This is a genomic window from Streptomyces sp. NPDC086554, assembly GCF_040686095.1.
Taxonomy (GTDB): Bacteria; Actinomycetota; Actinomycetes; order Streptomycetales; family Streptomycetaceae; genus Streptomyces.
Genome location: NZ_JBFBJK010000002.1, coordinates 332,695 through 352,422, shown reverse-complemented (window position 1 = coordinate 352,422; position 19,728 = coordinate 332,695). Strand labels below are relative to the sequence as shown.

General features: G+C 69.6%; 24 protein-coding genes and 1 pseudogene. 11 read left to right on the top strand and 14 right to left on the bottom strand.

Annotated elements, in window-relative coordinates; all coding sequences use genetic code 11:
• Positions 1–52: 52 nt before the first annotated feature.
• Complete coding sequence (locus tag AB0O76_RS04255) at positions 53–625, top strand: class I SAM-dependent methyltransferase (RefSeq protein WP_365485238.1); 573 nt, start codon at positions 53–55, stop codon at positions 623–625.
• 8 nt (positions 626–633) lie between these two features.
• On the opposite strand, the gene AB0O76_RS04250 is transcribed toward AB0O76_RS04255, so the two are convergent.
• From AB0O76_RS04250 to AB0O76_RS04235, 4 genes are read right to left on the bottom strand one after another with little or no spacing between them, the layout of a single operon-like run.
• Complete coding sequence (locus AB0O76_RS04250; protein WP_365485235.1) at positions 634–1,344, bottom strand: ANTAR domain-containing protein; 711 nt, start codon at positions 1,342–1,344, stop codon at positions 634–636.
• 12 nt (positions 1,345–1,356) lie between these two features.
• Positions 1,357–2,097: a GAF and ANTAR domain-containing protein gene (locus tag AB0O76_RS04245; RefSeq protein WP_365485232.1), complete on the bottom strand. Its 741-nt coding sequence runs from the start codon at positions 2,095–2,097 to the stop codon at positions 1,357–1,359.
• A gap of 28 nt (positions 2,098–2,125) precedes the next feature.
• Positions 2,126–2,323 carry a DUF397 domain-containing protein gene (locus AB0O76_RS04240; RefSeq protein ID WP_365485229.1) on the bottom strand — a complete coding sequence of 66 codons (198 nt, stop codon included), beginning with the start codon at positions 2,321–2,323 and terminating at the stop codon, positions 2,126–2,128.
• Positions 2,305–3,138, bottom strand: a complete 834-nt coding sequence (locus AB0O76_RS04235) for a helix-turn-helix transcriptional regulator (protein ID WP_365485564.1) — start codon at positions 3,136–3,138, stop codon at positions 2,305–2,307. The genes AB0O76_RS04240 and AB0O76_RS04235 overlap by 19 nt, the downstream gene beginning before the upstream one ends.
• A gap of 118 nt (positions 3,139–3,256) precedes the next feature.
• On the opposite strand from AB0O76_RS04235, the gene AB0O76_RS04230 reads away from it, so the two are divergent.
• Genes AB0O76_RS04230 through AB0O76_RS04220 form a run of 3 tightly spaced genes read left to right on the top strand, consistent with a single transcriptional unit; the run spans position 3,257 to position 4,342 of the window.
• A complete protein-coding gene (locus AB0O76_RS04230; RefSeq protein WP_365485226.1) occupies positions 3,257–3,478 on the top strand; it encodes a hypothetical protein in 222 nt (73 codons plus the stop codon).
• The gene (locus AB0O76_RS04225; protein ID WP_266867174.1) at positions 3,475–3,699 is read left to right on the top strand and encodes a hypothetical protein; all 225 of its coding nucleotides are present in this window, start codon (positions 3,475–3,477) and stop codon (positions 3,697–3,699) included. Before AB0O76_RS04230 ends, AB0O76_RS04225 begins: the two co-directional genes overlap by 4 nt.
• A 16-nt stretch (positions 3,700–3,715) precedes the next feature.
• The gene (locus AB0O76_RS04220) at positions 3,716–4,342 is read left to right on the top strand and encodes a DUF1266 domain-containing protein (RefSeq protein WP_365485223.1); all 627 of its coding nucleotides are present in this window, start codon (positions 3,716–3,718) and stop codon (positions 4,340–4,342) included.
• Here the strand turns inward: AB0O76_RS04220 and AB0O76_RS04215 are convergent.
• Positions 4,339–5,016: an AIM24 family protein gene (locus AB0O76_RS04215; RefSeq protein WP_365485220.1), complete on the bottom strand. Its 678-nt coding sequence runs from the start codon at positions 5,014–5,016 to the stop codon at positions 4,339–4,341. The two genes, AB0O76_RS04220 and AB0O76_RS04215, sit on opposite strands and share 4 nt — an antisense overlap.
• A 107-nt stretch (positions 5,017–5,123) precedes the next feature.
• Between AB0O76_RS04215 and AB0O76_RS04210 the strand changes: the two genes are divergently transcribed.
• The 3 genes from AB0O76_RS04210 to AB0O76_RS04200 all read left to right on the top strand — a co-directional run bounded on the left by AB0O76_RS04210 (position 5,124) and on the right by AB0O76_RS04200 (position 8,456).
• Positions 5,124–6,593, top strand: a complete 1,470-nt coding sequence (locus AB0O76_RS04210) for a membrane-associated oxidoreductase (protein ID WP_365485217.1) — start codon at positions 5,124–5,126, stop codon at positions 6,591–6,593.
• Between the two features lie 262 nt (positions 6,594–6,855).
• Positions 6,856–7,605, top strand: a complete 750-nt coding sequence (gene recO, locus AB0O76_RS04205) for a DNA repair protein RecO (protein WP_365485214.1) — start codon at positions 6,856–6,858, stop codon at positions 7,603–7,605.
• 23 nt (positions 7,606–7,628) lie between these two features.
• Positions 7,629–8,456 carry an isoprenyl transferase gene (locus AB0O76_RS04200; RefSeq protein ID WP_266867182.1) on the top strand — a complete coding sequence of 276 codons (828 nt, stop codon included), beginning with the start codon at positions 7,629–7,631 and terminating at the stop codon, positions 8,454–8,456.
• Between the two features lie 80 nt (positions 8,457–8,536).
• Here the strand turns inward: AB0O76_RS04200 and AB0O76_RS04195 are convergent, their stop codons facing one another.
• The 4 genes from AB0O76_RS04195 to AB0O76_RS04180 are packed head-to-tail and all read right to left on the bottom strand — an operon-like array spanning position 8,537 to position 11,763.
• Complete coding sequence (locus AB0O76_RS04195; RefSeq protein ID WP_365485210.1) at positions 8,537–8,998, bottom strand: transcriptional repressor; 462 nt, start codon at positions 8,996–8,998, stop codon at positions 8,537–8,539.
• Positions 8,999–9,035: 37 nt separating this feature from the next.
• On the bottom strand, positions 9,036–9,932 hold the full coding sequence (locus AB0O76_RS04190) for a metal ABC transporter permease (RefSeq protein WP_365485208.1): 897 nt from the start codon (positions 9,930–9,932) through the stop codon (positions 9,036–9,038).
• A 2-nt stretch (positions 9,933–9,934) separates the two neighbouring features.
• A complete protein-coding gene (locus tag AB0O76_RS04185; RefSeq protein ID WP_365485205.1) occupies positions 9,935–10,741 on the bottom strand; it encodes a metal ABC transporter ATP-binding protein in 807 nt (268 codons plus the stop codon).
• Between the two features lie 35 nt (positions 10,742–10,776).
• Positions 10,777–11,763 (bottom strand): zinc ABC transporter substrate-binding protein, encoded by a 987-nt coding sequence (locus AB0O76_RS04180; protein ID WP_365485202.1) that lies wholly within the window; start codon positions 11,761–11,763, stop codon positions 10,777–10,779.
• A gap of 144 nt (positions 11,764–11,907) precedes the next feature.
• Here AB0O76_RS04180 and AB0O76_RS04175 point away from each other — a divergent pair, with 144 nt between their 5' ends.
• The 3 genes from AB0O76_RS04175 to AB0O76_RS04165 all read left to right on the top strand — a co-directional run bounded on the left by AB0O76_RS04175 (position 11,908) and on the right by AB0O76_RS04165 (position 14,300).
• Positions 11,908–13,290 (top strand): glycine--tRNA ligase, encoded by a 1,383-nt coding sequence (locus AB0O76_RS04175; protein ID WP_266867192.1) that lies wholly within the window; start codon positions 11,908–11,910, stop codon positions 13,288–13,290.
• A 95-nt stretch (positions 13,291–13,385) separates the two neighbouring features.
• Positions 13,386–13,592 (top strand): hypothetical protein, encoded by a 207-nt coding sequence (locus AB0O76_RS04170; RefSeq protein ID WP_266867194.1) that lies wholly within the window; start codon positions 13,386–13,388, stop codon positions 13,590–13,592.
• Positions 13,593–13,715: 123 nt separating this feature from the next.
• Entirely contained in the window at positions 13,716–14,300 is a 585-nt protein-coding gene (locus tag AB0O76_RS04165; RefSeq protein WP_365485199.1) for a DUF998 domain-containing protein, read from the top strand.
• Here the strand turns inward: AB0O76_RS04165 and AB0O76_RS04160 are convergent.
• Together AB0O76_RS04160 and AB0O76_RS04155 are read right to left on the bottom strand one after the other, a co-directional pair.
• Complete coding sequence (locus tag AB0O76_RS04160; RefSeq protein WP_365485195.1) at positions 14,297–14,878, bottom strand: TetR family transcriptional regulator; 582 nt, start codon at positions 14,876–14,878, stop codon at positions 14,297–14,299. The two genes, AB0O76_RS04165 and AB0O76_RS04160, sit on opposite strands and share 4 nt — an antisense overlap.
• A 24-nt stretch (positions 14,879–14,902) precedes the next feature.
• The gene (locus tag AB0O76_RS04155; protein WP_365485193.1) at positions 14,903–15,919 is read right to left on the bottom strand and encodes an aldo/keto reductase; all 1,017 of its coding nucleotides are present in this window, start codon (positions 15,917–15,919) and stop codon (positions 14,903–14,905) included.
• Between the two features lie 21 nt (positions 15,920–15,940).
• Here AB0O76_RS04155 and AB0O76_RS04150 point away from each other — a divergent pair, with 21 nt between their 5' ends.
• Positions 15,941–16,117: a hypothetical protein gene (locus AB0O76_RS04150; RefSeq protein ID WP_365485190.1), complete on the top strand. Its 177-nt coding sequence runs from the start codon at positions 15,941–15,943 to the stop codon at positions 16,115–16,117.
• A gap of 87 nt (positions 16,118–16,204) precedes the next feature.
• Here AB0O76_RS04150 and AB0O76_RS04145 read toward each other — a convergent pair whose 3' ends face one another.
• The 3 genes and pseudogenes from AB0O76_RS04145 to AB0O76_RS04135 form a co-directional block, all read right to left on the bottom strand.
• A complete protein-coding gene (locus AB0O76_RS04145) occupies positions 16,205–16,633 on the bottom strand; it encodes a protein-tyrosine phosphatase family protein (RefSeq protein WP_365485187.1) in 429 nt (142 codons plus the stop codon).
• Positions 16,630–18,148, bottom strand: a pseudogene (locus tag AB0O76_RS04140) (MFS transporter). Before AB0O76_RS04140 ends, AB0O76_RS04145 begins: the two are co-directional and overlap by 4 nt.
• 103 nt (positions 18,149–18,251) lie before the next feature.
• Positions 18,252–19,703, bottom strand: coding sequence for an MFS transporter (locus AB0O76_RS04135; RefSeq protein ID WP_365485184.1), 1,452 nt, complete (start codon positions 19,701–19,703; stop codon positions 18,252–18,254).
• Between the last annotated feature and the right edge of the window lie 25 nt (positions 19,704–19,728).

Below are 19,728 nucleotides of genomic sequence, written 5' to 3'. Positions count from 1 at the left end.
ACGGCAGCCTAGCCCGTCGCGGACACCTCGGGCCCGGACCTAGCGTCGTCGTATGCCGATGAACCGAGCACACCGCAAGCTGTGCAGTTCCCAGGAATGGGCCCAGGCCGTGAAGGACCGCCTCCTTCCCTGGGCCCTCGAAGACGTCGAACTCGGCGATGACGTACTGGAGATCGGTCCGGGGTACGGGGCCAATCTGCGCGTACTCGTCGACCAAGTGCCCCGCCTCACCGCCGTCGAGATCGACGGCGACACGGCACGGCTCCTTGAGCGGGAGTGGGGCGACCGGGCCCGCATCCTGCACGCGGACGGCTCCGACATGCCGCTCCCTGACGACACCTACTCCTCCGTCGTCTGCTTCACGATGCTGCACCACGTGCCCACCGACGCACTCCAGGACCGCATCTTCGCCGAGGCGTTCCGCGTGCTGCGGCCCGGCGGCGTCTTCGCGGGCAGCGACAGCCAGCCCAGCCTCCGCTTCCGGCTGCTGCACTTCCGCGACACGATGAACACCGTGGCCCCGGCCGACCTCCCCGCGCGCCTGACGGCCGCCGGATTCACGGAGCCGCTCGTGGACCGCCACCCGGAGAGCGGCGGCCTGCGCTTCCGGGCGCGCAAGCCCTGACATCGCGACTATGCGCCCTTGTCGTCCAGGTCCAACCGGTACTGGATCACGTCACGGGCGCACGAAAGGAGACGGCGGTTGTGGCTGTAGGCGTAGGCGCGCAGGCGGATCAGCGCCTGCGCGCAGGGGATCTTCAGCTGCGCGGCAAGCATGCCGGTCGCCTGGTGGACCTCCGCGAAGTGCAGGCAGGTTTCGTCCAGGAGCAGACCGGAGGAGGGGAGTGGACGGGCGCTGAGCGTGATGACGACCTGGGAGAGGGTGTCCGCCAGCGCGAACGCGCCCGCGAGCTGATCGGTGCCGAGCGGCCCCGGCGTGGTGCGGTGCCCGGTCAGCGCCCCCAGCGCGATCACCCCGATCCGCAGCGGGAACGCGAACACGGCCGCTACGCCCAACTCCTCGACGGCGTACGGCAGTCCGGGCCAGCGCACGGCCGCGAAGCCCGTCGCATCGCCCAGATCGGGCATCAGGAGCAGCGCGCCGTCGGCGGCGGCGTCCCGGCTCGGCCCGTGCCCCTGGGTGAATTGCAGATCCTCCAGCGCACCGGTGCGTTCACCGAAGGACTGCACCAGCTCCGGGGTGCTGCCCTCGCGGGCAAGCAGCAGCGCGAGACCGTCCAGGCCCAGCGCCTCGGAGCACGCCTTCAGCGGCAGCGGGGCAAGCCCCGGACCCGAGTGCGTGTGCAGTGCCCGCAGATACGACGCCATCGCGCGCATCGGCACCGCCCTCACCTCTCACCGTCCGGGGTTCAGTAACACGGGGTCGGCCGTGCCCTCCAGGACCTGCCGGGCGACGTCGGTCAGCCGCGCGTTGTGACTGCGCGCGTACTGCCGCATCACCGTGAACGCCTCCTCCACCCCGGTCCGGCGGCGGTGCGCGAGATACCCCTTGGCCTGCTCGATCACGATCCGGCTGTCCAGGGCCGACTGCAGCTGTGCGCTCACTACCATCTGCTCGCTCACCGCCCGCTGTTGCAGCACACCGATGGTGGCGGTGTCCGCAAGCGCCTGACCCAGCCGTAACTGGGGCGCGTCCAGCGGACCCGGCTCGCTGCGGAACAGGTTCAGCGCCCCGATCACCTGGTCGTGCAGCCGTAACGGAGCGGCGACCACCGACGTCAGCCCCAACTCCACGGCGCACGGCGCGAATCGGGGCCACCGCTTGCGGGCCGCCTCGGTGTCAAGCGGCACGTCCGGAACCTGCTGACCGCCGAGTACGCAGTCCCGGCACGGTCCCTCGTCCCACTCGATGCTGTTCATCTCCAGGACGCGGATCCGCTCGTCGGAAGCGGCGGCATCCACCACCTGGCCGGTAGGCGTGCTCAGCAGCACCCCGGCCGCGGACACGTCAAGGAGATCCACACAGTGCTCGGCGAGGGTGTGTAAGAACCCGATGACATCGAAGTCGCGTACGAGCGTGTCGGCGAGCTCGACGAACGCGGCCGAGAGCCGTTCCTCACGGGGAGGGCTGGGCATGCCCCACTCACCTCCAGGGGCCTGGGAGTCATCCCGCTCGCTGGCCCGCGACAAACGCGGACCAGGCTTCGGGGTGGATGAACAGGGCGGGGCCCTGGGGGTTCTTGCTGTCCCGGACGGGGACGACGCCGGGGACTCCGTCGGCTACCTCGACGCAGTTGCCGCCTTCGCCGTTGCTGTAGCTGCTCTTGTGCCAGCGTGCGTTGCTCAGGTCGTACTCGCGCATCGTCTGTAGTCCTCCGCCGCCGATGCGATCAAGGCGAGGGACGCCTTCGGCGACAGTGCGGCGGCCCTGAGTAGATCGTATGCGTGCTGTGCCCGCACCACCACCGCCGGTTCGTCGACGAGGGTTCCCGAAAACGCCGTCTCTGTATAGGCGGTTGGGGGAGCGTCGTCGAACTCCATGAGCCTCAGGTCCCCGGTCATGTTGGCGTGCGCCCCCGCCTCGTACGGAAGCAGCATCACCAACGCCTGCCGCTCACGCATCAGCCCCGCGACGTGCTCCAGTTGCTCCGCCATGGCAGCCGGTCCGCCCACCGGGATGTACAGCGCGTTCTCGTGCAGCACCACCCAATACTCGGGCCTTGTAGCGTCCTTGAGCACGCTCGCCCGCTCCAGCCGGGCGGTCACCTTCTCGTCCACGTACTCGTCCGTGACGAACGGGTTGGCCGCCAAGGTCACGGCACGGGCGTACTCGGCGGTCTGCAGCAACCCCGGAATCAGCGTGGGCGCGAACTCGCAGATCCTCGTCGCCAGCGCCTCCAACTCCACGACGGCCGCAAAGTAATCCGCGTACCGCCTGTCATCGATCAGCTTCCGGCACATCCGCTCGAAAAAGCCATCGGTTTGCAGGACCTCGTCGATCCTCTCCGCAACATCCAACTGTGGCTTACGAATTGCCTGTTCGAATTGGCCGATGTATCCGCCGGATACGAAAACCCGTACCCCCAGCGCCGACTGCGTAAGTCCCGCGTCCTCGCGACGCCGCTTCAGCTCCGCTCCGAAGAACTCCCAAGCCGCCTGCCTCGAACCATTGGCCATGGCCAACCCCCAGTCCCTGCCCCGCAGTTGTAGGAGACAGACTCCTGCCGATTGTAGGCGGATTCAGTCACCGTAGGGATGCGAAGAGTGAGATCCGACAGCAAAGGGGAACCACCCGATGGCTGAGAACAAGACACACGCGCCGGTCTGTGTCGAAGAGGCGGAGGAAACGATGAAGGAATTGCGCGCCGCACTCGCGCGAGCGGGAATTACTTTGCCCTCATTGCGCATCGACCCCACATCTTTGGCCCGCGAGGCGCCCTGCCCACTCATCGAATTGGGCGGCTGTCGCGTCGAGACGGCGGCCCGCCTGACCGCGGCTCTGGGGGTTGCGCCATGAACGCCAACGCGCTCCCCATCGGTACGTACGCCGTGGACACCCGCACCGGCCAGGTCGGCAGAGTCATGGGCCACGAAGGCCCCTACATCCAGCTGCGCCCCTTCGGCGGCGGCCGGGAATGGGACTGCGCCCCCGACGCGCTGCGCACCGCCACCACATCCGAACGCCTCCGTGCCGCGACGGCGTATGCGAATGCCCGAAGCCGGGGCGAAGTGCCGTGACGTAGGGTGCGGGCGCATGGCGATATGGAGGAAGTGGAGCAGGCCGAAGACCGAGTCCAAGTACCCGGCGCGGCTCACCATGCACCAGCTCTGGATGGTGTCGCTGAGCGCGCCGGTCAGCCGGGACAAGGACGCCTCGCGGACGACGCTGTATCCGTTCACCCGCATCGATGACGCCAAGGCGGAGCGGTGGCTGGCGGAGCAGTGGGAGATCACCACGCCCGAGCAGCTGATCGGCCGCCTCGGACGTCTGGCGCGCTTCGGCTACCGGGCGCAGTTCCAGCGGGTCCTCGGGTTCGCGCCCCTGGCGTGGGATGTCGGCCTGTACGTCGACATCTCCCGCAGGGGCTTCGCCTGCGGGATGCTCACCGAGGTCGACACCTGGCGCCTGCTCAAGGACATCGTGCCCGCGGTCGCGGGGACGTACGGCTCCTGGAACGAGTACGCCGACCACTACCTCCAGGGCAGGCAGGTCTGGCGCAACAACCTCCGGGGCACCAGGGATGAGAACTTCCCGGCCCCGCAGTCCGCCTCCGACGAGCACCTCAAGGCCCTCCTGGACCCGGCGAACCGTACGAGCCCGTGGAACCTGGCCCCCTGGGAAGCGATCAGCAACCCGGACAGGCCACGGCCCGGCCGCTAGTGTTGTTGCGGCTTCGCCGGGGTCGCCTCGCTGGGCCGCACGATGACGTACCCCTCACCCCGCAGCATCAGCTGCACTGCTTCACCCGAACCACCCCTGATCATCGAGCCGATCGACTGCGAGCGGTGCAGCGAGGTGTCGAGTCCTGCGGTCCAGCCGACCACCGCGTCCGTGTCCACGTAGACGGGCTGCTGCGGCGAGACGGGGATGACGAGCGGGTTGCCCTCACAGACGAGCCCGAGCCGCCCCGCTCCCGTGAAGACACTGTTGAACAGCCCGCCGCCGGTGACGCCGGCGCCCTTCACCGTCTTGATCTCGTACGAGAGTGTCGCGTCGAAGCACAGGACGTTGCGGCCGTTGACGGTGAGGGCGTCGCCCGGCTCGATGTCGACGATGAAGCAGTTCTGCGCCTCCTGCGCGAACCACGCCTCACCCTGGCCGCGCACGGCCATGAGCGGCAGCCCTTCCCCCGTGACGGCCCGCTTGAGCATCCCGCCCACGCCCTGGCCCTTGCGCTCGAACTGCAGACTGCCGCGGTAGGCGATCATCGCGCCCTGTCGCGCGTGCATCTCGCCGTTCACCGTGTACTTGATCGACTTGGCGTTCTGCTGGGTCATCCCCGGAACGGCGGACGGCTGCACCATGTGCTCGCTGGAAAACAGGTCACTCTTCATGCGGGCATTTTGTCAGGTGGGGGCGGATTGGTCAGGACTAGGGGCCCAACAACCCTTCGGAACCGGCAAGTTGACACCCGTCCCCGCCCCGCGCCATCGTCGCGCCGATGGAGATCAGTGAGCTGACCGCCGCCGAGGCACGCGTGTGGGAGGCGTATCCGCGGGGCCGTACCGTCGACTTCAGACCGTCGCCTCAGGACGACCCCGAATCCGGGGCGGGCTGGGGACCCGAACGGACCCTGCGGGCCGAGGTGCTCAGCGAGCTGCTGCTCGACGGGCCGCGCAGGGAGGGGCAGACCCCGGTGCTCCGGGTCACCGGGGCGCGGATCAGCGGGCGCCTCGACCTCCAGTACGCGGACGTCGCGGCGCCCGTCCACCTGTGGTCCTGCTACTTCGACGACACGCTCGACCTGTACGGGGCGCAGTTCCGGCAGCTGTACCTGGGGCGGTCCGTGCTGCCGGGCCTGCACGCCGTCGCGCTGCGCGTCGACGGCTCGCTGCGGATGAGCGGGTGCCGGGTCCGGGGTCCTGTCCGGCTCGGCGGCGCGAGGATCGCGGGGCCGGTCTTCTTCGACCGGGCGGTACTGGGGGAGGAGGGCGTGGACCTCTCCGAGCCGGTCCTCGCGCTCCACCGCGCCACGATCGACGACGACCTCCAGGCAGGGGGCTTCACCGCCCACGGCCTCGTCCGCCTCGCGGGCGCCGTCGTCGCCGGGAGCATCACCTTCGACGACGCGGTCCTCGACAACCCGGGCGGCACGGCCCTGCACGCGTCGAACCTCAGTGGCGGGGCGGATCTGCACGCCGTGCGGCTCACGGCACGCGGCCGGATCAACATGCCGGGCGCCCGGATACCGGGTCACCTCGACTTCGACTCCGCGCACCTGTCCAACCCGGGCGGGACAGCCCTGCGGGCCAGCGGTCTGACCGGCGGCACTCTCTGGCTGGACAAGGCCGCCCGCATAGAGGGCGCAGTCGCGTTGCGCGGCGCTCAGCTCGGCCTGCTCCACATCGCCCCGGAGATCTGGCCGGACCAGGTCCGCCTCGACGGCCTCACCTACACCAGGCTCGGCCCGAACGAACCCGCCGAGCGGCGCCTGGAGGTCCTGGAGCGGGACACCGAGGGATATGTCCCGCATGCCTACGAGCAACTCACCGCCGCGTACCGGGGCATCGGCGACGACGCGGCCGCCCGCACCGTCCAGCTCGCCAAACTGCGCCGCCACCGCGGGACGCTCTCCTGGTGGGCCAGGGCCTGGGGGTACCTCCAGGACTTCACCGTCGGCTACGGCTTCCGGCCCGGACGCGCGGCCCTGTGGCTGCTCTCGCTGCTGCTCATCGGCTCTGTGACGTACGCGGTACACCACCCGCGCGCCCTGAAGCCGGACGAGGCCCCCGAATTCGACCCCGTCTTCTACACCCTCGACCTGCTGCTCCCCATCGTCGGCTTCGGCCAGGAACAGGCGTACGCCGCACAAGGGGCGTACCAGTCGCTCTCGTACGCCCTGATCGTCATGGGCTGGACCCTGGCGACGACGATCGCGGCGGGCGTTACGCGCGCGATCAGCCGTCAGTAGGCAGCTTGCGGCCGTACACGCGCAGGGCTGCGCTCGGGTTGTAGTCCCAAGCCCAGTCGCTCACAGACCGGTCTCCGCTTCCGCCGTCTCCCGGATGCGGCGGATCTCGGAAATCGCCTCCGTGGGATCCTGCTCGGGCGGGTGGGGCGGGTCTTCGTACGCTACCGGTCCACCGGAGGAGGTAGGCGGCATACGCGGCGAACCGAAACCCGGGTGGGGAACCCGGGGCCGCCGCCCCGGTGACGTACGCGAGAATGAACCCATGAGTCTGTTCCGTGATGACGGCATCGTGCTGCGCACCCAGAAGCTGGGTGAAGCAGACCGCATCATCACGCTGCTCACGCGCGGTCACGGACGTGTGCGGGCCGTTGCCCGTGGGGTGCGGCGGACCAAGTCCAAGTTCGGGGCGCGGCTCGAACCGTTCTCCCATGTCGATGTGCAGTTCTTCGCGCGCGGCAGTGAACTCATCGGGCGCGGGCTTCCGTTGTGCACACAGAGTGAGACCATCGCTCCGTACGGTGGCGGGATCGTGACCGACTATGCGCGGTACACCGCCGGGACGGCGATGCTGGAGACCGCCGAGCGGTTCACCGATCATGAAGGTGAGCCCGCCGTGCAGCAGTATCTGCTGCTCGTGGGCGGGCTGCGGACTCTGGCCCGCGGTGAACACGAGCCGCATCTCATCCTCGACGCGTTCCTGCTGCGCTCCCTCGCCGTGAACGGCTATGCGCCGAGCTTCACGGACTGCGCGAAGTGCGGCATGCCGGGACCCAACCGCTTCTTCTCGGTCGCGGCGGGCGGCTCGATTTGCGTCGACTGCCGGGTGCCCGGCAGCGTCGTGCCGTCGGCGGAGGCGCTCACGCTGCTCGGCGCGCTGCTCACCGGCGACTGGGACACGGCGGACGCGTGTGAGGCACGGCACGCCAGGGAGGGCAGCGGACTTGTTTCCGCCTATCTGCATTGGCACTTGGAGCGCGGACTGCGTTCACTGCGGTACGTAGAGAAGAACTGAAGCTAGCTAGGAGAGAGCCCCCCATGGCAGTGTCACGACGCGGAATCCTCGGGCGGTCCCGCCGTGAGTACAAGACCCCCGAGCCGCACCCCACGGGTGTCAAGCCGCCGAAGATCCCCGGCGAGTTGGTGCCGAAGCATGTCGCCATCGTCATGGATGGGAATGGCCGGTGGGCGAAGGAGCGCGGGCTTCCGCGCACCGAGGGGCACAAGGTCGGCGCCGAGCGCGTCCTCGACGTGCTGCAGGGCGGCATCGAGATGGGCGTCGGGGCGATCTCGCTGTACGCCTTCTCCACCGAGAACTGGAAGCGGTCCCCGGACGAGGTGAAGTTCCTGATGAACTTCAACCGCGACTTCATCCGCAAGACCCGCGACCAGCTCGACGAGCTCGGCATCCGGGTGCGCTGGGTGGGCCGTATGCCCAAGCTGTGGAAGTCGGTCGCCAGGGAGCTGGAGATCTCCCAGGAGCAGACCAAGGGCAACGACAAGCTCACTCTTTATTTCTGCATGAATTATGGGGGGCGGGCCGAGATCGCCGATGCCGCGCAGGCCCTCGCCGAGGACGTGAAGGCGGGGCGGCTCGACCCGTCGAAGGTCAGCGAGAAGACCTTCGCCAAGTATCTGTACTACCCGGACATGCCGGACGTCGACCTGTTCCTGCGGCCCAGCGGCGAGCAGCGCACCTCCAACTATCTGCTGTGGCAGAGCGCTTACGCCGAGATGGTCTTCCAGGACGTGCTGTGGCCGGACTTCGACCGGCGCGACCTGTGGCGCGCCTGCCTCGAATACGCCTCGCGGGACCGCCGCTTCGGTGGGGCGATCCCGAACGAGCAGCAGATCGCCGAGAGTTAGGCATCCCTGTATGTGCGAGGGGCCCGCACCGTCGTGCTGACGGTGCGGGCCCCTCTTCGTACGGCTACTTCTTCGTACGGCTACTTCTTCGCGCTCGCGCACTCTGCGCACGTACCGAAGATTTCGACCGTGTGCGCCACGTTCACGTACCCGTGCTCGGACGCGATCTGCTCGGCCCACTTCTCGACGGCCGGGCCCTCGACCTCGACCGCCTTGCCGCAGACCCGGCACACCAGGTGATGGTGGTGGTCGCCGGTGGAGCAGCGGCGGTAGACCGACTCGCCCTCGTCGGTGCGCAGCACGTCGACCTCGCCGGCGTCGGCGAGGGACTGGAGCGTCCGGTAGACCGTCGTCAGGCCCACCGAATCGCCCTTGTGCTTGAGCATGTCGTGCAGGTCCTGCGCACTGCGGAACTCGTCCACCTCGCCCAGGGCCGCCGCCACCGCGGCACGCTGCCTGGTGGACCGGCCTCGTACCGGGGGTCCCGCAGCTGTTGTCACAGGTGCCTCCTCAACTGAAAACTCGCACGATCGCCCGCACATCTGTCGTATCCCGTGGGGCCATTGTGCCAGCTCGCTCTCAGACGGTGGCCTTGCCCGCCGAGCGCCGGGGGTCGGGGACCTCCGCCGTGCAGGTCGCGGCCTCGGCCGTCGCCAGGGTCCGGGCCCGGCGCCTCGCGAGCGGGGTCGCGAGGGCGGTGAGGACCACGAAGACGCCGATCGCCATCAGGACGATCGTCGCTCCGGGCGGCACGTCCTCGTAGTACGACGTGACCGTGCCGGACAGCGTGACGGCCGTGCCGATGACCACCGACAGGACGAACGTCACCTTGAAGGAGCGGGTGATCTGCTGCGCCGCCGCGACCGGCACCACCATCAGCGCGCTCACCAGAAGCAGGCCCACGACGCGCATCGCGACCGTCACCGTCACCGCCGCCGTGACCGCGACGAGGAGGTTCAGCGCGCGCACCGGCAGCCCCGTCACCCGCGCGAACTCCTCGTCCTGGCTCACCGCGAACAGCTGCTTGCGCAGCCCGACCGTGATCAGGACCACAAAGGCCGCGAGCAGGCAGATCGCCGTGATGTCGGAGTCGGAGACCGTCGAGAGCGAGCCGAACAGGTACGAGGAGAGGTTCGCGTTGGAGCCGGTGTCCGAGAGGTTGATCAGCAGAACACCGCCCGCCATGCCGCCGTAGAAGAGCATCGCGAGCGCGATGTCGCCGCGCGTCTTCCCGTACGCCCTGATCAGCTCCATCGTCACCGCGCCGACGACGGCGATCAGCGTCGCCATCCACACGGGGCTGGAGTTGAGCAGGAAGCCGAGGCCGACGCCCGTCATGGCGATGTGGCCGATGCCGTCGCCCATCAGGGCCTGGCGGCGCTGGACGAGGTAGATGCCGATGGCGGGGGCCGTGATGCCGACCAGGACGGCGGCGATCAGCGCCCGCTGCATGAATGCGGTCTCGAGGATTTCCATGATCAGGTCAGCAGTCCCGTGCGGATCGGCTCGCGCTCGTCGGCCGAGTGCGGATGTACGTGGTCGTGGCCGGGCAGGGCGTGCTGGCCGACCGCCTTCGGGGGCGGGCCGTCGTGCGTCACACAGCCGTCGCGCAGCACGACCGCGCGGTCGATCAGGGGCTCCAGCGGGCCGAGCTCGTGCAGGACAAGCAGGACCGTCGTGCCCGCCGCGACCTGCTCGCGCAGCGTCGTGGCGAGTATCTCCTGGCTTGCCAGGTCGACGCCCGCCATCGGCTCGTCCATGATCAGCAGCTCGGGCTCGGAGGCCAGCGCGCGGGCGATCAGGACCCGCTGGTGCTGGCCGCCGGAGAGCGCGCTCACGGAGTCCTTGGCGCGGTCGGCGAGCCCGACGAGCTCGATGGCCCGGTCGACCGCCGCACGGTCCGCCTTGGTCGTCCACCCCAGCTTCGCCAGCTTCGTACGCGAGAGACGCCCGGCCGATACGACCTCGCGTATCGTCGCCGGGACGCCGCTGGCGGCCGTGGTGCGCTGCGGGACGTAGCCGATGCGCGACCACTGCCGGAAGCGCTTCAGGGGCGTACCGAAGAGGCTGATGCCGCCGCCCGTGAGCGGGACCTGGCCGATGACCGAGCGCACGGCGGTGGACTTGCCCGAGCCGTTCGCGCCGAGCAGGGCGACGACCTCACCGCGCTCGACGGCGAGGTCGATGCCGCGCAGCACGGGGCGCGCGCCGAGGGTGGCCGTGGCCGCCCGCACGGATATGACGGGCGGGGTGTCCGCTCCGGACGTGGATCCCGCGGCTTCCATGACGTGTGCCTCCGATGCTGCTGACTGCCGTGCGGTCACTTCGCGCCGAGAGCCTTCTCGAGCGCGGTGAGGTTGGACTCCATGACCTCTACGTAGTCATCGCCCTTGGACTTGCCCGTGATTCCCTCCAGCGGGTCCAGGACGTCCGTCTTGAGGCCGGTGTCCTTCGCGAGGGTCTCGGCGGTGTCATCGCTGGCGAGGGTCTCGAAGAACACCGTGGAGACGTCGTCCTCCTTGGCGATGCCCTGGAGCTCCTTGATGCGGGCGGGGCTCGGGTCCGACTCGGGGTCGAGGCCGGCGATGCCCTCCTGGTCGAGGCCGTAGCGCTCGGCGAGGTAGCCGAAGGCGGAGTGCGTGGTGATGAAGGTCTTGGTCTTGGTGTTCTTCAGGCCGTCCTCGAACTTCGTGTTCAGGCCGTCCAGCTTCTTGACCAGGTCCTTGGTGTTCTTCTTGTACGCCGCCGCGTGGTCCGGGTCGGCCTTCTCCATGGCCTTGCCGACGCCCTCGGCGACCTCGGCGTACTTCACCGGGTCGAGCCAGATGTGCGGGTCGGCGCCGGCTTCGCCCTCTTCGGAGTGCTCGTCGCCGTGCTCGTCGGCGTGCTCTTCGCCCTCGTGGCCGTGGTCGTGGCCGACCTCGGTGCCGTGCTTCTCCAGCTTGGTGAGGGTCGCGGCGTCCACGGTGTTCTTCACGCCGGACTGGCCTATGGCGTCGTCGACGGCGGGCTGGATGCCCTTGAGGTAGAGGATGAAGTCCGCTTCGCCCAGGGAGGCGGTCTGCTTCGGGCTGAGCTCCAGGTCGTGCGGCTCGACGCCCGGCTTGGTCAGGGTCTCCACGGAGACGTGGTCGCCGCCGATCTCCTGGGCCAGGAACTGCATGGGGTAGAACGACGCGATCACATTCAGCTTGCCGTCGCCGTCCTTGTCCGCGGCGTTGGAGGACGAGCAGGCGGAGAGGGCCGTGAGGCCGAGGACCGTGGCGGAGGCGATGGCGGCGGTGGGTATGAGGCGGCGTACGTTCATGACACTCATTTTCAACAAATCTGGAAACGATTGTCAACTAGCGGGCGCTGCGGGCTCTACTCGGGAACCGATTTGATTAGGGGGGTAAGGCCGCCGGTAACCTGAAGCATTCGCTTCGCCCACCGTCGTAATGAAGAGAGCACCGTGGCCGCCGACAAGATCGACAGCATCGTCAGCCTGAGCAAGCGCCGTGGCTTTGTTTACCCGTGCAGTGAGATCTACGGCGGCCAGCGCGCCGCCTGGGATTACGGGCCGCTCGGCGTCGAGCTCAAGGAGAACCTCAAGCGCCAGTGGTGGCGCTACATGGTCACTTCGCGCGAGGACGTCGTCGGTATCGACTCGTCGGTGATCCTGGCCAGCGAGGTCTGGCAGGCCTCCGGCCACGTCGCGACGTTCTCCGACCCGCTCACCGAATGCCTCTCCTGTCACAAGCGCCACCGCGCCGACCACTTGGAAGAGGCGTACGAGGCCAAGCACGGCCGCGTCCCGGAGAATGGCCTCGCCGACATCAACTGCCCCAACTGCGGTACGAAGGGCCAGTTCACCGAGCCCAAGCAGTTCTCGGGCATGCTCGCCACGCACCTCGGCCCCACCCAGGACAGCGGCTCCGTCGCCTACCTGCGCCCCGAGACCGCGCAGGGCATCTTCACCAACTTCGCCCAGGTCCAGCAGACTTCGCGCAAGAAGCCGCCGTTCGGCATCGCCCAGATGGGCAAGTCCTTCCGCAACGAGATCACGCCCGGCAACTTCATCTTCCGCACCCGCGAGTTCGAGCAGATGGAGATGGAGTTCTTCGTCAAGCCGGGCGAGGACGAGAAGTGGCAGGAGTACTGGATGGAGCAGCGCTGGAACTGGTACACCGGCCTGGGCCTGCGCGAGGAGAACATGCGCTGGTACGAGCACCCGGCCGAGAAGCTCTCCCACTACTCCAAGCGCACCGCTGACATCGAGTACCGCTTCCGCTTCGGCGGCAGCGAGTGGGGCGAGCTGGAGGGCGTCGCCAACCGCACGGACTACGACCTCTCCGCGCACTCCAAGGCGTCGGGCCAGGACCTGTCCTACTTCGACCAGGAGGCCGGCGAGCGCTGGACTCCGTACGTCATCGAGCCGGCGGCGGGCGTGGGCCGCACCATGCTCGCCTTCCTGCTCGACTCCTACATCGAGGACGAGGCGCCGAACGCCAAGGGCAAGCTGGAGAAGCGCACGGTCATGCGCTTCGACCACCGCATCGCCCCGGTGAAGGTAGCGGTTCTCCCTCTTTCGAGGAACCCGGAGCTTTCGCCCAAGGCCAAGGGCCTGGCGACGGCGCTGCGCCAGAACTGGAACATCGAGTTCGACGACGCGGGCGCCATCGGCCGCCGCTACCGCCGCCAGGACGAGATCGGCACGCCGTACTGCGTGACGGTCGACTTCGACACCCTGGACGACAACGCGGTCACGGTGCGCGAGCGCGACTCGATGAAGCAGGAGCGGGTTTCGCTGGACCAGATCGAGGGCTACCTTGCTTCGCGCCTGGTGGGCTGCTGACGCCTGACCTCGCTTCGGCGTCCGCTGAGTGAAGCTTGAAGGAAGCCCCCGGTTCCGGGTACGGAACCGGGGGCTTCTGCTGCACACTGTTCGCCATGCCTTCGATGACCACGAGCAAGGTCAGCAGATGGGACCAGCACGGGCGCGAACACGTCGTGCACGTGCAAAAGGCAGGCGTTCAGCGCCAGTTGAGCTGCGACACGTGCGGCTGGGAAAAGCGGGTGCAGTTCCTGCCGTGGCTCAAGGCGGAGGAACACCTCGCCGAGGAGCATCAGGCGACGGTGGATCCGTCGGTGCCTTGAGTCTGTTGCGGTGCTAGGGGGCGTCTCCCCCCCCTAGCTAGTGACCGGCCACGACGACGCCGCGTCCTGGCCGGGCCGCCAGCATGGGCACCGATGGGTGATTTGGGTGCTTATGGTGGCTTGATGAGGTTCGTACCTTGGTGGGCCGTGCTCTCGTCCGGGTGCGCGCCTCTTCTGCTGGTCGGTGGCTGGTCGGTCGCGGCGGTACTGCACGGGCCCGGCTACGACCCGGTCACGGAGACCATCAGCGTCATGGCGGCCGACGGAGCTTCCGGACGGTGGGTGCTGACCGGGGCGCTGCTCGTCCTGGGGATCTGTCACCTCGTCACCGCTTGGGGACTGCGCCCGGCCGCACCTGCCGGGAGGGTGGCGCTGGGCTGCGGCGGGGTGGCCGTGATGGGGATGGGCCTGGCCCCGGTTCCGGAGAGCGGGGGTTCGCTGGTGCACGGCTGGGTCGTCGCCGTCGGCTTCGCGCTCATGGCGCTGTGGCCGGTCCTGGCGTCCGACCGCGACGGAGCCGCCCCCTGGGGACTACGGCCCGCGCTGTCGCTCGCGGTGTGCCTGCTGATGGGAGCCGGCGCGGCGTGGTTCCTGATCGAACTGCATAGCCAGGGCACCGCCGGCGTGGCTGAACGCGTCCTGACCACCGCCCAGACGGCATGGCCCTTCGTGGTGGTGGTGTCCTGCAGGGCCAGGGCGCGGCCCTAGGGACGCAAGCCGCGCAGTACCAGGTCCAGTACGGCAGTGAAGGCCGCGTCTATTTCCGGGCTTGACCACTGGGGGGCGTAGGCCGGGTCGTGGAAGCGGTTGGTGGCGTCGAAGACTGCGCGGGCCGTGGATGCGGGGTCCGGAGTTTCGAACGTGCCCTGGGTGGCGCCCTCTTGGATGATTGTGGCCAGTTGGCCCGTCAGGTCGGCGATGTGGCGGTCCACCACCGCGCTGTTCTCGCCGGTCAACACCGTGTACGTGGCGAACAGTTCGGGGTCGTCGCCCGCCTTGTGCTGCTTGGCCTCGAACAGGCCCATGAGCCAGGCGCGGAGCTTCGCCTCGGGGGGCTCGGTGCCGGTGACGATTCCGGACAGGGAGTCGGACGTCCGGTCCAGCCACCGCTTGGTGACCGCCTCCCGCAGGGCCGCCTTCGTACGGAAGTGGCGGTACACCGTGCCATGGCTGACCCCCAGGGCGCGGGCCACGTCCACGACCGTGGCCTTTGCCGCGCCGTGGCGGCGCAGCATGTCCTCGGTCGCTTCGAGGATGCGCTCGGGGGTCAGGGTGCCGGTTGCCATGACATCGACCGTACCCGGAGTCGATCAGCGCTCGCTGTCGAGGTGTGCCATCTGTGCCTCCGGGTACCGCGCGCCCGCGGCGGCGTCGGCGGGGACGGCCTGCTCGATCGCGGCGAGGTCGGCCGCGTCCAGCGTCACGTCGAGTGCGCCGAGCGCCTCGGTCAGGCGGTCGCGGCGGCGGGCGCCGACCAGCGGGACGATGGCCGCGTCATGCCGGGGGCCCTGGGCGAGCACCCAGGCGATGGCCGTCTGGGCGACGCTCACGCCCTTCTGCTCGGCGATCTTGCGCAGGGCGTCGACGAGGTCGAGGTTGCGGTCCAGGTTCTCGCCCTGGAAGCGGGGGCTCATGGCGCGGAAGTCGTTCGCGGCCAGCTGCCGGTCGCGGGTGAAGTGGCCGGAGATCAGGCCGCGGGAGAGGACTCCGTAGGCGGTGACGCCGATGCCGAGCTCGCTGACGGTCGGCAGGATCTGGTCCTCGATGCCGCGTGAGATGAGCGAGTACTCGATCTGCAGGTCGGAGATGGGGGCAGTGGCGGCGGCGCGGCGAATGGTGTCGGCGCCGACCTCCGAGAGGCCGATGTGGCGGACGTACCCCTTCTCGACGAGCTCGGCGATCGCGCCGATGGTCTCCTCGACCGGTACGTCGGGGTCGATGCGGGCGATGCGGTAGACGTCGATGTGATCGACGCCGAGCCGCTGGAGGGAGTACGCGGCGAAGTTCTTGACGGAGGCGGGGCGTCCGTCGTAGCCGGACCAGCCGCCGTCCGGGTCTCGGACGGCACCGAACTTGACGCTGGTGAGGGCCTGTTCGCGGCGCGCGGCGGGCGCGGTGCGCAGGGCTTCGCCGATCAGCATTTCGTTGTGACCCATGGCGTAGAAGTCGCCGGTGTCGATGAGGGTGACGCCCGCTTCGAGGGCGGCGTGGATGGTCGCGATGGACTCCGCGCGGTCGGCTTCGCCGTACAGGGCGGACATGCCCATGGCGCCGAGGCCGAGGGTGGAGGTGTGGGGGCCGGTGGTTCCGAGAGTGAGAGTGCGCATGCCTCTACGATGCCATGACAGATGACAGATTTCAATATCTGTCATCTGTCATTCAGGGAGGCCCGGGACCGTGCGACGTTCATCGAGCTGATCGACCTCGACGGAGCGATGATCGGCATGATCACGCTCGATCGGCGCGATGCAGAGCGTGCCGAGCAATGGTTCGGCGTGTGGTCCTCGGTCACGCCCTCCGGTTGAGCCAGGTCTGCGCCCGGCCGGCCGGGGAACCCGCAGGGAGTTCATGGCTGATGAGTTCACCGACGCGCTCCGTGTCGGACGGGAGCGTCAGCCGAAGCGCGCCACAAACCGCCGCTGCCACGGCGTCTCCACCGCCCGCCGCGCATAGTGCTCCCTCACGTACGCCACGGCCTCCCCGCCCGGCACCCCGTCCAGTACCGCCATGCACGCCAGCGCCGTCCCCGTACGTCCCTGCCCGCCACCGCACGCGACCTCGACCCGCTCTTCCTCCGCCCGCTCCCACGCCTTGCGCAGGGCCGTCGTCGCATCCGCGTGGTCGGCGGGCAACCGGAAGTCGGGCCACCGCACCCACCGGGCCTCCCAGGTGACGGCAGGCGGCTCCTTGGCCAGTAGGTAGAGCGCGAAGTCGGGGGTCGGCCCCTCGGGGAGCGGATGCCTCAGGCCTCGGCCGCGGACGAGCCGGCCCGAGGGGAGTCGCAGCACGCCCGGCGCTGTGGGATCCCAAGTCCTAGTCACGGCGCGAGCGTAGTGCGGGGCAGGCCCTCCGAGCCCTCCGATCCATCCGAGTCCTCCGGCCCGGCGTCGAGACGCTCCGCCGTCCTGCGCGCCGTCTCCCGCGCCCACCTGCCACTCGTCAGCGCGCCGAGGAGGAGGACCGCGAGGCCGCAGCCCGCGATGATCCACCAGGCGGGGCGGCTCGCCTCCGTGAAGACCGCGGCGTACGACGAACTCCCCACCCCCGATGCCAGGACCGCGCCGATCACCGCGACGCCCAGCGTCTGGCCGATCTGGCGGCTGGTGGAGGCGACGGCCGCGGCGACGCCCGCCTGGGCGCGGGGCATCCCGGAGACGGCGGTGTTGGTGATCGGCGCGTTCACGAAGCCGAAGCCCAGGCCGAAGAGGACGTATCCGAGGAAGAGCGTCGCGTTCGTGGTCTCCGCGTCGAAGGCGGCGAACAACACGCCCGAAGCCGTCATGGCGACCCCCGCCACCAGGAGCGGCAGCCGTGGGCCGTGGCTGCCCACCAGGCGGCCCGAAAGCGGGGCGCAGATCAGCGTCATCGCCGCCATCGGCAGCATCCATACGCCCGCGTGCAGGGCGGTCAGGCCGCGGACGTTCTGGAGGTAGAGCGTGGAGAGGAAGAGGAAGCCGCCCAGCGCCGCGAAGGCGGAGACCGCGATCACTGTCGCCCCGCTGAAGGGTGCCGAGCGGAAGAAGCGCAGGTCGATGAGGGGGTCGGCGCGGCGGGGTTCGTAGCCGAGGAGGCCGAGCAGGGCGAGCAGCGCGGCGCCCGCGAAGCCGATGATCAGCGGCGACGTCAGGCCCGCCGTCGGCGCCTCGATGATCGCGTACGTCAGAGCGCCGAGCAGGACGATCACCAGGAGCTGCCCCACGGGGTCCGCGCGGCGGGGCCTGGGGGCGCGGGACTCGGGGACGTACCGCATGGTGAGGAGCAGGGCCGCGAGGCCCACCGGCAGATTGATCCAGAAGATCGAGCGCCAGCCGACGGAGTCGACGAGGAGTCCGCCGACGATCGGGCCCGCCGCCATGGAGATGCCGACCACGCCGCCCCAGACGCCGATGGCGCGGGCCCGCTCACGGGGCTCCGTGAAGGTGTTCGTGATGATCGACATCGCGACCGGGTTCAGCTCCCCCAAGGTCTTAAGGACCAGGGGGTACCCCCCTGCCGCCGACCGCCTGGATCATGCGGAACGCCACGAGGGATTCGAGGTTGGGGGCGAGCGAGCAGAGGACCGAGGCGATGGTGAAGATCACCAGGCCCGCCTTGAAGATCCGGCGGCGCCCCGCCCGGTCCGCCGTCGAGCCCGCAAGCATCAGCAGCGCGGCGAGGACCAGGGTGTACGCGTCGATCGTCCACTGCATGCCGGAGATCTCGGTGTCGAACTCCCGCGCCATGGAAGGCAGGGCCACGTTCAGGACGGTGTTGTCGAGACTGACGATCAGCAGGCTCATGCAGCAGATCGCGAGGACGAGCATGCGCCGGCGGTGCGTGAGCTCTTGCTGGGGCATGGGTTCGACGGTATCTCGGAGGAGGGGGGGCGGGGTGGCGCGTGTGCGGCTCCCCACCACTGGGCGCCACACGCGACCCCCGGGCCCGTACGCGCCCGTCCCCTCAACCCAGCCGCCGGGGCAGCCGCAAGCTCAGCAGGGCCAGGCCGATCAGCCCCGCCAACTGAGCCGTGAGGACGATCGCGAACGCGTTCCGCATCCCGAGGTCCGGCACCAGGGCCAGGAAGAGCGAGCCGAGCGTCGCGACGCCGACAGCCAGGCAGGCCTGCTGCACCGTCGCCGCGAGCCCACTGCCCGCGCCCGCCCGAGCGGCAGGGACCGCGGCGAGCACGATGCGGTAGTACAGGGCGAGTTGGACGCCCTGGCCGAGGCCGCACAGGGCGAGGCCGGGAGCGAGGGCGAGCGGGCTCACTCCGGACCACGGCGTCGAAAGCACCGTCAGCGCGAGGACCACCAGGCCCGCACCGTGTACCAGCGCGCATGCCGTCATCGCGCGGCTGCCGAGCCGTGCCACGAGCCGTGGCGCCAGCATGGACGTCGCGAACTGTGTGATGCCCATGGGGACCAGCGTCAGACCGGCCTTCAGAGCGCTGTAGTGCAGACCCTGCTGCAGGGTCACCGCGGTCACGAACAGCCAGCCGCTGAAGCCGACGAAGATCGGCACACCCAGGACGAGCCCCTTGCGTACGCCGGGTTCGCGCAGCAGCGACGGGGGCAGCAGAGGGCTGCCGCCGGTGCGTTCGGCGCGCCGCTCCACGTACGCGAACGCGGCGGCGAGCAGGGGCGCCGCGGCGAGCAGCGCGACCGACCACAGGGGCCAGCCCGCGGCCCGCCCCTCGGACAGGGGAAGCAGCAGGGCGGTGAGTGAGGCACCGAACAGGACCGTGCCGCCGACGTCGCTGCGCCGTGGCTGCTCCGCGCGGCTGTCCGGCACGGCGCGCACCGCGCACACGAGGGCGGCCACCGCGACCGGCACGTTCACCAGGAAGGCCATGCGCCAGCCCGTGCCCGCCACGTCGGCGGCCACCAGGACCCCGCCGATGACCTGCCCGAGCACCACGGCGAGCCCGCTCACCGAGCCGTACATCGCGACGGCCCTGGCCCGCCGCTCGCCCCGTGTCGTCGCGTGGATGGTGGCGAGGACCTGCGGCAGCATCAGCGCGGAGGCCGCCCCCTGTGCGACGCGAGCCCCCACCAGCCACCACGCCCCGGGTGCGAGCCCGCAGGCCAGCGACGTCACGCCGAAGGCGGCCACGCCCCACAGAAAGAGCTTCCTGCGCCCGTAGGCGTCACCGAGCCGCCCGCCGAGGACGAGCAGCACGGCGTACGCGACCGCGTAGCCGGCGACGACCATCTCCAAGGTGGCGGGGGACGCGTGCAGGTCGCGCTCGATGCTGGGCAGGGCGACGTTGACGATGAAGAAGTCGATGCTGGAGAGGGAGGCGCCGAGCAGGACCGTGATCAGGCCGAGGGGGGTGAGGGCGGTCGGCGCGGAGACGGATGTCCCGGCGGTGGGAGACGTACGGCCGTGGGTGTCATGGGGTGCGAGAGTCACGGGTACGACGATGATCCGGTCCTCA